The following is a 14,436-nucleotide window of genomic DNA, read 5'->3' on the forward strand; positions in this document are numbered from 1 at the left end:
CGAGCCGGCCGCCCCGTCGGTTACGCGACGCTGCGCCGGCCACCTCTTCAGCCGATGACCAGCGTAGTCGGTCACCAGAAGAATTGCATGCTTTTTATGGCAGGCCGGCTGAATAGTGGCTGAACGGTCCGTTTATCAGCGGTTTGGGTTTGCCCGGCGGCTGGCGCTCCGGCGGCTGCTTGCCCCCTCCACTTCGCGCTCCTCGTCGAGCGGCGCCGCAGCGGCAGTTTTCTTGTCCGAAGCGGCAGACTTGGCTGCGGCCCTTTCCTCGGCGGAGGTGGCGCCCTTCGGCTCGCCGACCTCTTCCGGGTGGTGGCTTTCGATGCCGGTCTGGTCCTCGACCGGCACGTCCTCGATCTTGACCGGGAACGGCGCGCCGATGCCCTCGTCGCGGAAGCGTTCGTAGATCGAGACACGCAGGTCGTTGCGCACGCCGCCGCCGGTCAGGACGTCGGCCACGTAGATGCGCAATTCGAAGGTCATGCGGTCATCGCCAAAGGCGGTGAAGCCAACGCTCGGCGACGGGTTCTTCAAGACCATGGGATGGGCGGCCGCGATCTCGGCGAGCAGCTCCATGATCCGGCGCGGCTCGCTGGCATAGGTGACGGTGATGGCGATTTCGGAGCGGCCGAGCTTGTTGCGGTGCGTCCAGTTGCCGACCGAGGCGTTGATGAGCAGCGAGTTCGGCATCATGATCGACTGGTGCTGGAAGGTCTCGATCTCGGTCGCGCGGACAGAGATGCGCTTGACGAAACCTTCCGTCGTGCCGCTGACGATCCAGTCCCCCACCTTGAACGGGCGCTCGACGAGCAGGATGAGCCCCGAAACGAAGTTCGAGACAATGTTCTGCAGGCCGAAACCGACACCGAGCGAGAGAGCACCGGCAACGAGCGCGAGGTTGGAGAGGTCGATGCCGGCCGCCGACAGGCCGATCAGCCCCGCAAGCCCGACGCCGGTATAGCCGATGCCGGTGCGGATCGAATTGCGCACGCCCGCATCGACCCGGCTGCGTGCCATGATGTTGCCGTCGATCCAGCGCTGCACGAAACGGGTGACGGCGTAGCCGAGCGCGAAGAACAGGATGCCGGCGAGGATGCCAACCAGCGAAATCGTGATCGAGCCGATCTTGATCTCGGTCACCATCCGGTAGGCCCAGGACTCGATGTCGGCGACCTGGAAGCCCCACTGCAAGAGGATCAGCGGGATGAAGAACATCACGACCAGCGCGTAGATGCTGAGGCCCGCGGCAAGGCCGATCTGGTCGAGCGCCACCTGTTCGAGATTATAGCGCCGCTCGAGATAACGCCCGGCGGCGGTCTCGGCAAAGGCGCCCTGCTTGGCAACCGCCCGGCCGGTGAGGATGCCGATATACATCGTGACGAGGATCGCGCCCGTAATGATGATCTGCGTGGCGATGAAGCGGGCAAGACCGACATAGCCCGACACAGCGGCAATGATGAGCAAGGCGCCGGTCGCGAGCAGCGCGAAAGACACCACCCGCGGCCAGGCGCGGCCATGGGCGTCGAAGGATTCATCCTTCCTGAGCGTCGGCTTGATCCAGGCCGAAGCCATGATGATCAGGCCGATGACGATGGAGGCAATGTAGCTCTTGACGACGGTCAGGACGACAGGCGAACCGAGCGCCTCGCTGACGCCGCCGAAGAGGTAGTCGAGGCCGTTGACCAGCGCCATGGCGAAGATCGCGATCATCAGCATCCGCGCGCCGCGATCGGAAACCCGGACGAGCCGCCAGCGCGAATCGCGCGGCGACAACACGGCCTGAGCGAGCCTCGTCACGAAGAAGACGACGACGGCGACCCCGAGCGTGATTGCAATGATCGGTGCGATATCGGAACGCAGCACGTTGAAGCCGCGCAGGAACAGGAAGCTCGAGACCGCGAAGGCTGCCGACGCGATGGTCGGGATCAGTGTCGACCAGAATGCGACGGAGAGCCGCCGGAAGTAGCTCGGCTCCTCATCGGTAATGTCATGCTCGATCAGCGGGCGAAAGAGCCTGCGGCTGCCGGAAAGGAACACGAGCGCCGCCAGCAGCGACAGGAACAGCGCCGTCAGGAGCGGCACGCGCTTGTAGTTCCAGGCAAAGCTCAGCCAGCTCCCGACGCTGCGCGACAGCACCCGGGTCTCGTCCGCCGTCGCCGTCAGCGCGTCGTCGAACATTCCGGTCGACACTTCGGTGTTCTTCAGGAGCGTATTGGAAAACAGCGCGCGCCTTGTCGCGGTAATGGCGTTGGACAGCTTCGTCGCCTGCACCGACAGGCCTTCCGCCTCGCCGGTCAGCGCATTGATGGCACCACGTTCGGCCATCAGCCGCTTGCGCTCGGCCGTCACAATGTCGGCTTCGGGCGGTTGCCCCTCGGCCGGCGGATCGCCAAGTTCGGTCAGCCGCGCCTTGATTTCGTCGAGGCGCGGGCGGGTCGAAACCGAAACGCCGATGATCTGTTTGGCGAGCGCGTCGACCTGAACCTTGAGGTCGGCAAGCACGATGTCGTCGTCCTTGGCTTTCTCGACCCGTTCGGTCAGTCCCTTCAGTTCCTCGTCGGCCTTGGTCAGCTGCTCGGCCGCCTGGCTCTGGGCCGGCGGCGTCGCATCCGCCGGCAAGGCATCGGCCGCCGGCTGGGCATTCTGGGCAGGCTGTGTGGTTGTCGCCGCAGGTTCCGTGGCACCGGGGGTCGCCCCGTTCTCCGCTGGCTGCGCCTCCTGCGCCGGCTTGCCGGCAGCAGGCTGGGCGGCGGTCTGGGACGATTGTGCCCCTTGCGGCGATTGCGCCGGCTGTGTCGATTTCTGGCCCGCCTGCCCGTTTGCCTGTGCGGTTTGTTGCGCTGTCGGCTGCGCCGCCTTCTGGGCCATGACCGGGCCGCCCACGGCAAGCGCCAGCAGGCAGACGAGAATGGCGGGCAGTTTTCCGACAGAACGCAATTTCATGATCCTTGCAGATTGAGACCGTGGTCCGGAATCGCTCCGGCCGTCTTCACGTTTCGATGTGAATACGAAAGACGGCGGAAAGATGCAAAGAACGGCGATAAATCCCCGTCAGCGCCCGCTTTCCCGTTAAAAACCGGCGCCGGGCTGCGCCAGATAGGCAAGTTCGGCCTCCGTCGAGGGCCGCGCCAGGAAGGCGTTGCGATGCGGGAAACGACCGAACTGCTCGATCACCTCGCGGTGCCGGATGGCATAGTCGAGATAATCGGCATCGCCGAGCTCGGTAAAGAGCTTCACCGACATGGTCTGGTCGGTAAGGTTTTCCGAATGCTCGAAGGGCAGATAGACGAAGGCGCGCCATTCCGGCTTGATCGCCATGTCGGCACCGGCGCCAACGGCGAGCTTGGCCTCGTGCAGTGCCAGGCAATCGGTGGCAAAGGCGAGCGGCGTGCCGCGAAACATGTTGCGCGGCATCTGGTCCAAAAGCACGATCGCCGCCAGCCGGTTTTCCGGGCTCGCGCGCCAGATCTCGTCGACACCACGGGCCAGCGCCAGGTGCGACGCCTGGAAGCGGCTGATACAGGCCTGGTCGAGTTCGTGGCTCGTCCCGAACCAGTCGTCATAGGTGAGTTCGCCAAACCAGAAATTCAGAACGTCCTGCGGCGTGCAGATGTCAGCTTCGTTCGCCATATGCTCCTCACATGCGGGCCAATCGCCGATCCCTCGGCTGCGCTAACACATAGGCCGGAACCGGCCCTTGTCCATAACGTGTTCCTACCCGCCTTACGCGCGTCGCTTCAGGATGGCAATGAAGGCGATGCCGCCGACGAGCCCGGTGACGACGCCGATCGGCATGTCCTCCGGCGCCATGATGACGCGGGCCGCCAGATCCGCAAGGATGAGCGTCAGCGCCCCGAAGAAGGCCGAGAGCGGAATGACCCGCACGTTGTCGCTGCCGGCCAGAAGCCGCACGAAATGCGGCACCATCAGCCCGACGAAACCGATCGCGCCGGAAAAGGCGACCATCACCCCGGTCAGAAGTGCGGTGACGACGAACAGCGTCAGCCGGAAGCGGCGCACGGGAATGCCGAGCGTCATCGCGGTTTCGTCGCCCATGGCGAGCGCATTGATTTCGCGCGCCCGGATCATCAGCCAGCCGAGGGAGGCGAAAAGCACCACGCCGGGATAGACGAGCTGCGACCATTGCGCCAGGCCAAGACCGCCGAGCATCCAGAAGATGACCGTATGGGTCGCCCTCGGGTCCCCAAGGAAAATCATGAGGTTGCCGACGGATGTCAAGACGAAGGCGACCGCGACGCCGGCCAGCACGAGACGGTCGGCGCTGCTCCCGAGCACGCGGGAGACGAAGGCGACGAGCACGGTTGCGAGCAGCGCGCCGGCAAAGGCAAAGAGCGGCACCGTGGCAAGACCGAGGATCATGCCGGTGTGCAGCAGCGCCACGATCGCGCCGAGCGCGCCGCCGGAGGAAACGCCGAGCAGATGCGGATCGGCAAGTGGATTGCGCGTGACCGCCTGCAGCACGGCGCCAGTCAGCCCCAGCCCGGCGCCGACGAGGCCCGCCAGCATGACGCGCGGCAGGCGCACGTCCCAGACGATGCTCTCGCGCCCCGCCGACCAGAAAGCCTCGACGCTGCCCGGAGAAATCTTGCTGGCGATGATCGACCAGACGGTCGCAACCGGGATCGGCGCCGAGCCGAGCGATACGCCGGCCGTGACGGTCAAGGCCAGCAGCAAAAGCGCCGTCATGAGACCGGCACCCGCCTTCAGCGCCCGTGCCGGCGCTAGGCGTGAAACGGCGACGGGACCAGGCGACGCATCCTCAGCCAGCATCGCTTACAGGCCCTCGCCCTGAAAGGCCTTGGCAAGCCTGGCAATGGCGTCGATGTTGCGCGGGCCTGGCGTCGCTTCGACATAATCGAGCACGACGAAGCGATCGTTCTTGACGGCATCGACATTCTTGAAGGCTGCATTGTTCTTCATGAAGGCGATCTTGTCCTCGGCCTTCACCTCGCCGTAGTTGACGATGACCACCACTTCCGGGTTGCGCTCGATCACCGGTTCCCAGGAGATTTCCACCCAGCTCTTTTCCACGTCGTCCATGATGTTGGCGCCGCCGGCGGCCTCGATCATCGCCGTCGGAATGCCGAAGCGGCCGGAAGTAAACGGCTTCTCTTCGCCGGAATCATAGACGAAGACCCGCGTCGGGTTAGCCTTGCCGGCGTTCGCCTTGGTGATCTCGGCAAGCTGGCGGCGATAGCCGTCAACCAGCGTCTCGGCGCGATCCTCGACGCCGAAGATGCGGCCGAGATTGAGAAGATCGACGAACATGTCGTTCATATCAGGCTTCTGCTTGGCCATCACGTGGATGCAGGATTCGGTCAGCTCGTAGACGCCGATCTTGAAGGGCGCCAATGTCTCGGGCGTGACCTCGCCGCCGACCTTCATGCCGTAGTTCCAGCCGGCAAAGAGGAAATCGGCATCGGCGTTGAGCAGCACTTCCTTGGTCGGATATTTCTCCGAAAGCTCCGGCAGTTCCTTGACGCCTTCGCGCAGCTTCTCGTCCAGCGTCTTCCAGCCGGAAACGCCGGTATAGCCGACCATGCGGTCCTGGAGCCTCAGCGCCAGCATCATCTCCACCAGGTTGACGTCGTTGGCGATCGCCCGCTTCGGCGCCGCGTCGAAGGTCACCTCGCGGTTGCAGCTCTTGACGGTGACCGGATAGGCGAGCGCCGGCGTGGCGGCGGCAAGCACGAAAAGAAGGGAAAATGGGGCAATATTGATCTTCATGAAATCGATCCCTGTCGAGGAAGTGAAAAGGAAAAGCGGGCGCCGCCGGCAGCGGCATTGTGAACGGTGGCGGTGACGCCGAAGGCGGCCGAAAGCTCGCCGGGGCTGAGCACCTCTTCGGGCGGGCCGAAGGCCGTCAGCCGCCCGGCGGTCAAGATCGCGACATCTGTCGCAAACTCGGCGGCGAGATTGATGTCGTGCAGCGTCGAGACGATCGTCAGCTTCAGCGTCTGCAAGAGCTCGAGGATTTCGAGCTGGTGGCGGATGTCGAGATGGTTCGTCGGCTCGTCGAGGATGATGATGCGCGGTTCCTGTGCCAGCGCGCGGGCGATCAGCACCCGCTGCTTCTCACCGCCCGAAAGTGTGGCGAACTGGCGGCCGGCAAGATGGGCGAGATCGAGATGCGCGAGCGCATGCTGCACCCGCTCGCGGTCGAAATCGTTCCAGCCGCTCAAGCCCTCCCGCCGCGGAATGCGTCCCATCATCACGACGTCGCGCACGCTGAAGGGAAAATCGCCGGGCATCTCCTGCAAGACGACGGCGATTGTCCTTGCCGCCTCGCGCGCCGAGATCGACCAGAGATCGACGCCATCGACCGAAACACGGCCGGCATTCGGCTGCACCGCCCGGTAGAGGCAGCGCAGAAGCGAGGTCTTGCCGGCGCCATTCGGCCCGAGGATCGCAAGCCGGCTGCCGGCCGCGATCGCAAAGCCGATGTCGTTGACCAGCGTCAGGCCCGAACGCGGCCCCCAGCGAAGGCCCTCGACCGTGAGGGCTGCACCCGTTGCGTTGCAGCTCATGGGTTCGTTCCTCTGCGCGACCTCATTGGAAGTGCCCGCCGAGATCTTCGGAGACGAGCATCGCCGCGGGAATGCGGGCAAGCGTCTTGCCTTTCAGCCCGCGCGGCCGTTCCGCCGCCCGCGTCATGCCATCGCCACGCTCGGCATAGGTTGTGGCAAAGCGCACGAGATCGTCGATGTCCTCTTCCGGCGAGACGTCGCCGAAGAGATAGGTCGCCTTCCCCGTCGCCTGGAAGGCGATGGTGCAGGGCCGCGTGCAGGCCGCCATGCAGACCGTGCCGGCGATCGAGAAGTCGCGATCGAGCGGTGCGCCGAGCGCTGCGATGCTCAGGTTGAGCCGCTTGATCAGCTCGGCACCGGGCACGCATGGGCCGCCGGTGAAGCGGCAATCGGTGCAGACCGTTATCTTGTGCTGTCGGAAATTCGGCTCAGCCATTCCTGCCCTCCGCCGGACTGACGGCAAGAGATGGCGAAACGGCAAGAGGACGGAAAACCGTCGTATGAAAGCCAGTTCTTTTCCATCGGAACACCCCGTCCGTTGTGGTTGATCGGTTCGATGGCAGGTCTCCTGGCTCGCGGGTCGTGGCGCATCCACGTCTTCCCGGTCTTCGACCAGTGACATGGTGTGAATGCGCTTTCCGCTCACAGTTGCGGGGGCAGCCACGGTCTCGGCCCCATCAGGGTCGTCCGTTCCGTGTTCCCTTTTCAGCCGCTTCCGCATTGTCGCGGACGCAGCACCATCAACGCCTTCCTCGCATGAATCGGCGGATGAGACAACCGCACGACACAGGCGGGAGGGATCTATCAACATGCGGCGTTTCGTCATGCGAGGTTTGTTATAAAATAACATTACGTAGCGCAAGTCGAAAATTGGGCGCCGGACACAATCCGACGCCCGCGATAGCGACCACGCTAAAAGACGTGCCGTGCTGCCTCAGAACTCCGGCGGCAAGAGTTCGGCCGTCAGCGTCACCGCGACAGAGGCGTTGCCCGGCAGGTTGCGCACGCCGCAGACGGAGCGAACATGGCCGGCCCTTTCGCCAAAGGCGGCCGCCAGAAGCTCGGAAGCACCGTCGAGTACCTTCGGGTGCTCCAGGAAATCCTCAGTGCAGGCGACATATCCCTCCAGCCGGACGATCTGGCGAATACGCTCGAAACGGCCGAGATGCTCATGGATCTGCGCCAGCGCGTTGAGCACTGCCAACTCTGCGGCCTTGCGCCCCTCGTCGATGGTCACATCGCGCCCGAGCAGCCCCGTATGCACGAAGCGCCCGTCCAGCAATGGCCCCTGCATCGAAACATGAAGCATCTCACCCGCCTCGATCACCGCGCGGTAGGCGCCGAGCGGCCTCGGCGGCGTCGGGAGCTGAACGCCAAGTGCGCCGAGCCTTCGGATAACCTCGTCCATCATTGCTTCCCCTCCTCGTCACCTTACGAACCGGCCGCCTTGCGGAGACGACACCGCTTTTTTCTCAAGCCCTCGAAGTTCTGCCGCCCCTATCGCAAGCAGCAAGACGCGCCGTTCCGTGCCCAGCAACTTTTCCAAGCATAACCAAGAGAAAACGCCTCATGCCTCACGTTGGGAGATAACGTTACGAATTACAACACCAGAGTTGAAGTGCCATCGCGATCCGGGCCAGTGCCGCGGTCTTGCGATCGAATGCGACCGACACATCGCGGCGGCCTCGATCCCCAACCCCAAGTAAAAACGCTGAAATGTAACATACGTTACGCTCACGTAACCCTATGCCCGTTGAGAATTTCGACGACCGAAGCGACAATTGCCGGGATTAAGATTGGGCATCGACAAGCCTCGGAAACAAGCTCAACTTAGCCGCGCAGATCCCGAAATGAAGTGACGGCAACTCAACTTTCTGAAGGGAATAGCATCAGTGAATCCCATTGATTTCTTCGTCGACACGCTTCGGACCTATCCGCCTGTCGCCGTCTTCCTCGCCCTCGGCATCGGCTTCCTCATCGGTCCGATCAAGGTCGCGGGGTTCAACCTTGGAAATGTCACCGCCACGCTGCTTGCGGGCGTTCTCATCGGACAGCTGGGTATCCAGGTTTCCGGCGACCTGAAATCCACCCTGTTTTTGATTTTCCTCTTCGCCGTCGGCTACGGCGTCGGGCCGCAATTCGTGCGGGGCTTGAGCACCGATGGACCGAAACAGATCGCCTTTGCGCTCTCCGTGCTGGTGCTGTGCCTCGTCGTTCCCTATCTCTGCGCGCTGATTGCCGGGCTGCCGCTCGGCTATGGCGCCGGCATGTATGCCGGCTCGCAGACGATCTCGGCTGCAATCGGGGTTGCGACCGACCAGATCAATTCGCTCGGGCTGACGCCGGAGCAGGCCAAGACCTTTGCCGACCAGATCCCGATCGCCTATGCGGTGACCTATATCTGGGGCACGATCGGCTCGGCGATCATCCTCGCCCAGCTCGGTCCCAAGCTTCTCGGCATCGACCTTCCGGCGGCCTGCCGCGAATACGAGGCCAAGCTCGGCGGTGGCAGCGAAAGTAGCGAGCCCGGCATTACCCGCGCCTATCACGACTTCGGCCTCCGCGCCTATCGCGTCGACGCGGCAAGCGGGCTCACCGGAAAACCGGTCAAGGACATCCTTCCCGGGATCCGCGTCTTCGTCGAGCGCCTGCGGCGCGGCGACCAGATCATCGAGGCCGATGGCAACACCGTGCTGCAGCCGGGCGACGTCGTCGCCTTTTCGGGCCGGCGTTCGCTGCTCGTCGAAAACCTCGACAACAAGCTGCTCGAGGTCGAGGACAAGGAGCTGCTCAACGCGGAAGCCGAAGTCCTCGATGTCTACGTGACCAGCAAGGCGCTCGCCGGCAAGACGCTGGCGGAAGTCAGCACCATGGATTGGGCGCGCGGCGTCTATGCCCGCAAGATCATCCGCTCGCTGGTCGAGATCCCGGTGCTGCCCGGGACGACGGTCGAGCGCGGCGACATCGTCACCATCGGTGGCGCGAAACGCCATGTCGAAGCGGCGATCAAGGCGCTCGGCTTTGCCGACCGGCCTGTCGAGACGACCGACATCGCCTTTCTCGGCTGGGGGCTTTTCATCGGCGCGATGATCGGTGCGCTGACGATCACGATCGGCGGTATCCCGATCGGCCTTTCGACCTCCGGCGGCGCGCTTCTGGCCGGCCTCGTGCTCGGCTGGCTGCGCACCACCTACCCCGCCTTCGGCCGCATCCCGTCACCGGCGCTGTGGCTGATGAACACGCTCGGCCTCAACATCTTCATCGCCGTCGTCGGGATCGGCGCCGGCCCGGGCTTTGTCGCGGGCCTGCAGGAGGTCGGCATTTCGCTGTTCATCTGGGGCGTGGTCGCCACGTCGATCCCGATGATCGCCTCGGTGCTCCTCGGCCACTATGTCTTCAAGTTCCACCCGGCGATCCTGTTTGGCGCCTGCGCCGGTGTGCGAACGACGACGGCAGCGCTCGGCATGATCCAGGAGGCGGCCAAGAGCAAGGTGCCGGCGCTCGGCTACGGCATGCCCTACGCCATCGGAAACACGCTGCTGACCATCTTCGGCCTCGTCATCGTCATCATGCTCGCCTGAGGCGAACGGGCGAAGCCGACCATCGTTCAAAATGCATAGATCACAGGGAGTGTGGACCATGTTGGACAGAAATTTCTACGACAGCCTTTCCGATCTCAGCCCGTTCGAAATCAAGGACGAACTGATCAAGCTCGCCAAGTCGAGCTCACAGAAATCCGCCAAGGCTTTCCTCAATGCCGGCCGCGGCAACCCGAACTGGACGGCGACACGCGCTCGCGAGGCCTTCTTCCTGCTCGGCCAGTTTGCGCTGACGGAAGCCAAGCGCGCCTATTACGACCCGAAGGCCGGCGTGGCCGGCATGCCGCCGAAGGACGGCGCCCACGCGCGGTTCGAAAAGTGGACGAAGAAGCTGCTGCAAAACACGGCCGACTGGGACGAAGAGGATGAAGGCATCCCGCCGGCAAAGACGCTTTCCGACGCCGTCAACTACACCATCACCACCTTCCGCTTCGATGCGGACGCCTTCGTGCACGAGCTCACGGACTCGATCATCGGCGACAACTATCCGGTTCCCGATCGGGCGCTGCACCACAACGAGATCATCACCCACGAATACCTGATGTGGGCAATGTGCGCCGGCCACCGACCGAAGGCAAAGTTCGACCTTTACCCGGTCGAAGGCGGCACCGCCGCCATGTGCTACATCTTCAAGGCACTGAAGAACGCCCGCCTGCTTAACGCCGGCGACACGATCGCGCTCGGAACGCCGATCTTCACGCCCTATCTCGAAATGCCGGAGCTGGAGGACTACGATCTCAAGACCATCAACGTCAGCGCCGAGCAGGAGGACCGGTTCCAGTTCACCGACGAAGACATCAAGGCGCTGGAGAACCCCAAGGTGAAGGCGTTGTTCCTGGTCAACCCCGGCAACCCGTCCGCCGTGGCGATGGATCCGGATTCGATCAAGCGCCTTGTCGATCTCGTCAACAAGAAGCGCCCCGACCTGATCGTGCTGACGGACGACGTCTACGGCACCTTCGTTCCGGGCTTCCAGTCGCTGCTTGGGCATCTGCCGCGCAACACGATCGGCGTCTACTCCTATTCGAAGTACTTCGGCTGCACCGGCTGGCGCCTCGGCGTCATTGCCGTCGCCGAGGACAACATCTTCGACGAGAAGATCAAGGCCCATGGCGAACCGATCCAGAAGCTCCTTGAAAAACGCTACAAGGCGATGACGCCGAAGCCGCGCGAGGTGAAGTTCATCGACCGCATCGTCGCCGACAGCCGCGACGTGGCCCTGAACCACACCGCCGGCCTGTCGCTGCCCCAGCAGGTGATGATGACGCTCTTCGGCCTGGTCGAGCTGATGGACGTCGAGAAGGCTTACCAGAAGGCCTGCATCGCCATCTGCACCAAGCGCTTCTGGAACCTGATCGAGGGCATGGGGGTCGAGTCCAATCCGGGCATCTATTTCGACCACTATTACGGTATCATCGACTTCGAGTTCTGGCTGCGCAAATATGTCGGCGAGGATGTCGTCACCTGGGTGAAGGACAACATCCACCCGCTCGACATTCCCTTCCGGCTTGCCGAGGACCACGGCATCGTGCTGCTCAACGGCTCGGGTTTCGATGCGCCGAGCTGGTCGGCACGCGTCTCCTTCGCCAACCTCAATGACGAAGCCTATTCGCAGATCGGCCGCGCCGTGCGCTCGGTGGCGCGCGGTTACGTCCAGACCTACCAGGCCGCCAAAGGCCTGAAGATCAGCTAGCCGATCGGGCGGCCGGCAGCCATGCCGGCCGCCCTTCCCCAACGCCTGGCCAGTGTTTCCCTCGGCCGACAAGCATCCCCGCATCTCCGGCTGGCGACTTTCTTTCCGCCGGCTCAGCGACCAGCGCATCATCCAGCTGAAGCGGCTTTCTTCGGCTTGGCACCGGGAGGAACCGCCGCGTGATCGACCACCTGTTCAGCATCCTGCGGGCGCATCCGGAGCTTGCCCTGTTCCTCGCGCTCGGCATCGGCTACGCGGTCGGCAAGATCACCATCTTCGGCGTCACCATCGGCGCCGTCACCGGCTGCCTGCTGGCGGGCGTGCTGATCGGCCAGACCGGTGCTGTGCTCTCCAACGACGTCAAGCAGGCGTTCTTCCTGCTCTTCCTCTTTGCCATCGGCTACCGCACCGGCCCGCAATTCTTCCAGAGCCTCAACGCCGACGCGCTGCCGCAGATCGCCGTCACCGTCACGCTCTGCGTCGTCGCGCTTGCCGTTGCGATCGTGCTGTCGATGCTCTTCGGCTTCGATCTTGGAACGGCAGCCGGGGTGCTCGCCGGCGGCGCGACGGAATCGGCGACCGTCGGCGTGGCGATCGACGCCTTCCGCAAGACGGCACCGACGCCGGAAGCGGCGAGCCAGTTCGAATCCGCCGTGGCGACCGGCTTTGCCGTCGCCTATCTCGTCGGTGTCGTGACCGCCATCCTCGTCCAGTCGCAACTGGCGCCGCGGATGTTTGGCCGCAGCCTCAAGGAGGCCTGCGCCGAGCTAGAAGCCGAACTGAAGATCGCGCCGCAGACGAGCGGCGACACCGCACGGCGCGAAATCGAGGCGCGCGCCTTCGTCATCGCCGACGCCCTCGTGGGGCTGACGGTCGCGGAAGCCGAAGCGCGCGTTCCCGAAAACCAGAAGGCCTATATCGAGCAGATCCGCCGGGGCGAGGAGATCATCACCCCAACGCCCAAGGAGCGCCTGCAGGCTGGAGACATCATCGCCGTTGCCGGTCTTCGCGGCTTCCTCGTCGAATATTCCAGTCGGATCGGCACCGAGATCGACGACCGCACGCTGCTCGATATCCCGGTTGAAGTGCTCGATATCGTGGTGACGAACAAGGAGGTTGCGGGAAAACGCCTGTGGCAGCTGAGGCAGCAGCCGGAAGCGCGCTCGGTGTTCCTGCGCGGCATCCTGCGCGCCGGCCAGCCGATCCCGATCTTTCCTGGCCTCACCGTCCGCCGTGGCGACGTGATGTCGATTGCCGGCGCCAGACGCCATGTCGAGGAGGTGGCGAAGCTGCTCGGCTATGCCGACCGTGAGACCACCGCAACCGACATGGTCTTTGTCGGCGTCTTCATCTTTCTCGGCGGCCTCATCGGCATCCCTGCCCTGAAACTCGGCGCGCTCGAAATCGGCCTCGGCGTCGCCGTCGGCGTGCTGATCGCGGGCCTTTGCGCCGGCTGGCTGCGCTCGGTCCGGCGCACCTTCGGTTTCGTGCCGGAGGCAACCCTCTGGTTCTTCGACAGCGTCGGGCTGTGCGCCTTCATCGCCTGCGTCGGAATCTCGGCCGGCCCGAGCTTTGTCGCCGGCCTCGTCCAGTCCGGCCCGGCGCTGGTCATCGCCAGCCTGCTGATCTGCCTGATCTCGCATCTGGCCGCACTTGCGCTCGGCCGCTGGGTCTTCGGCATGAACGAAGGCGTGCTCGCCGGCACCTGCTGTGGCGCCGGAACCTCAGCCCCGGCGCTTGCCGCCGTGCAGGAGGCGGCCGGAAGCAAGGTCCCGACACTCGGCTACGGTCTCGGCTACGCGATCGGCAACGTGCTGCTGGCGCTCTGGGGCGCGGTTCTCGTCACCGTTCTGGCGTAGCGCAGCGAGGCTCCGCTCGGTGTCGAACTGCGAGAAGGTGCGGTTGCGAGGGGGCCAGCCGACCGGACAACCCCGCCGCGGCGCGCCCTCTCGTTACGACACAAGAACGCGGGGCCCAAAGCTGCAGCGCCCGCAAATTGTGTCGAACGCGCCCGTCCGACTGCCGACCTCCAGGGGCTAGACGCCTTCCAGAAAGTGCGCTTTCTGCGCCGGATAATAGTCCGAAAATGACGGCAAAGCCTTGCCGGCGCGCGCGGCGACCAGCATATCGAGGTAATATTCCCAGCCCGGCCCGACGTCGCCTGCGAGTTTCGGGTCGCTCAAATGTTGAACCAGGCGCAGCTCCGTCGTGCCCCCCGTCTGCGTAAACGTCAACGCGATGCGCCACTCGCCGGCGTCATCCTTCATCACCACGACCAGGCGGTGCGGCGCGGCGCACTCCTCGATCAGGACATCCGTCCATGGCTGGCTTTTCTCATGGAGCAGTTGCAGCCGCACGGTCTTGCCGGGCCCCGCTTCGCCTTCCCAGCGGCCGAACCAGAGCGCGGTGCTCTCGGACTTTGTCACGCTCGTCCAAACGTCGGCGATGGGTGCATGAAACGTGCGCGTCAGGATCAGGTCATTGCCACTGACGTGGCCGGTGGGCTTGGGGCTCATGCCATCTTCTCCCTGCACGGATAGGCAAATCTGCGGCGGGCGCTACCGCGCGTCTACCTGTACACGGTAGCGGCTATTTA

11 protein-coding genes and 1 riboswitch are annotated in these 14,436 nt (G+C 64.2%); of the genes, 3 read left to right on the forward strand and 8 right to left on the reverse strand.

The window, feature by feature from the left end; translation table 11 throughout:
- Nucleotides 1-135: 135 nt before the first annotated feature.
- The 7 genes from IB277_RS09130 to IB277_RS09160 form a co-directional block, all read right to left on the reverse strand.
- Nucleotides 136-2,943 (reverse strand): mechanosensitive ion channel family protein, encoded by a 2,808-nt coding sequence (locus IB277_RS09130; RefSeq protein ID WP_176960255.1) that lies wholly within the window; start codon nt 2,941-2,943, stop codon nt 136-138.
- A gap of 126 nt (nt 2,944-3,069) precedes the next feature.
- On the reverse strand, nt 3,070-3,630 hold the full coding sequence (locus tag IB277_RS09135) for a DUF924 family protein (RefSeq protein WP_060601111.1): 561 nt from the start codon (nt 3,628-3,630) through the stop codon (nt 3,070-3,072).
- Between the two features lie 93 nt (nt 3,631-3,723).
- Nucleotides 3,724-4,707 (reverse strand): iron ABC transporter permease, encoded by a 984-nt coding sequence (locus IB277_RS09140; protein WP_060520775.1) that lies wholly within the window; start codon nt 4,705-4,707, stop codon nt 3,724-3,726.
- Nucleotides 4,708-4,794: 87 nt separating this feature from the next.
- Nucleotides 4,795-5,748, reverse strand: coding sequence for an ABC transporter substrate-binding protein (locus IB277_RS09145; protein ID WP_034788092.1), 954 nt, complete (start codon nt 5,746-5,748; stop codon nt 4,795-4,797).
- Entirely contained in the window at nt 5,745-6,548 is an 804-nt protein-coding gene (locus IB277_RS09150) for an ABC transporter ATP-binding protein (RefSeq protein ID WP_110818625.1), read from the reverse strand. Before IB277_RS09150 ends, IB277_RS09145 begins: the two co-directional genes overlap by 4 nt.
- Nucleotides 6,549-6,570: 22 nt before the next feature.
- The gene (locus IB277_RS09155; RefSeq protein WP_034788085.1) at nt 6,571-6,984 is read right to left on the reverse strand and encodes a DUF1636 domain-containing protein; all 414 of its coding nucleotides are present in this window, start codon (nt 6,982-6,984) and stop codon (nt 6,571-6,573) included.
- 104 nt (nt 6,985-7,088) lie between these two features.
- A riboswitch (cobalamin riboswitch) is annotated at nt 7,089-7,305 on the reverse strand.
- A 177-nt stretch (nt 7,306-7,482) separates the two neighbouring features.
- Complete coding sequence (locus IB277_RS09160; RefSeq protein WP_210207566.1) at nt 7,483-7,959, reverse strand: RidA family protein; 477 nt, start codon at nt 7,957-7,959, stop codon at nt 7,483-7,485.
- A 481-nt stretch (nt 7,960-8,440) separates the two neighbouring features.
- On the opposite strand from IB277_RS09160, the gene aspT reads away from it, so the two are divergent.
- From aspT to IB277_RS09175, 3 genes are all read left to right on the forward strand, one after another.
- Nucleotides 8,441-10,129, forward strand: coding sequence for an aspartate-alanine antiporter (gene aspT / locus IB277_RS09165; protein WP_226020693.1), 1,689 nt, complete (start codon nt 8,441-8,443; stop codon nt 10,127-10,129).
- Nucleotides 10,130-10,187: 58 nt separating this feature from the next.
- Nucleotides 10,188-11,840 (forward strand): bifunctional aspartate transaminase/aspartate 4-decarboxylase, encoded by a 1,653-nt coding sequence (locus tag IB277_RS09170; RefSeq protein WP_192370954.1) that lies wholly within the window; start codon nt 10,188-10,190, stop codon nt 11,838-11,840.
- Between the two features lie 179 nt (nt 11,841-12,019).
- Nucleotides 12,020-13,699 carry an aspartate:alanine exchanger family transporter gene (locus IB277_RS09175; RefSeq protein WP_110818626.1) on the forward strand — a complete coding sequence of 560 codons (1,680 nt, stop codon included), beginning with the start codon at nt 12,020-12,022 and terminating at the stop codon, nt 13,697-13,699.
- A 177-nt stretch (nt 13,700-13,876) separates the two neighbouring features.
- On the opposite strand, the gene IB277_RS09180 is transcribed toward IB277_RS09175, so the two are convergent.
- Nucleotides 13,877-14,356, reverse strand: a complete 480-nt coding sequence (locus tag IB277_RS09180) for an SRPBCC family protein (protein ID WP_060584836.1) — start codon at nt 14,354-14,356, stop codon at nt 13,877-13,879.
- Nucleotides 14,357-14,436: the final 80 nt, after the last annotated feature.

Source organism: Ensifer sp. ENS07 (genome assembly GCF_014852185.1).
Classification (GTDB): Bacteria; Pseudomonadota; Alphaproteobacteria; order Rhizobiales; family Rhizobiaceae; genus Ensifer; species Ensifer adhaerens.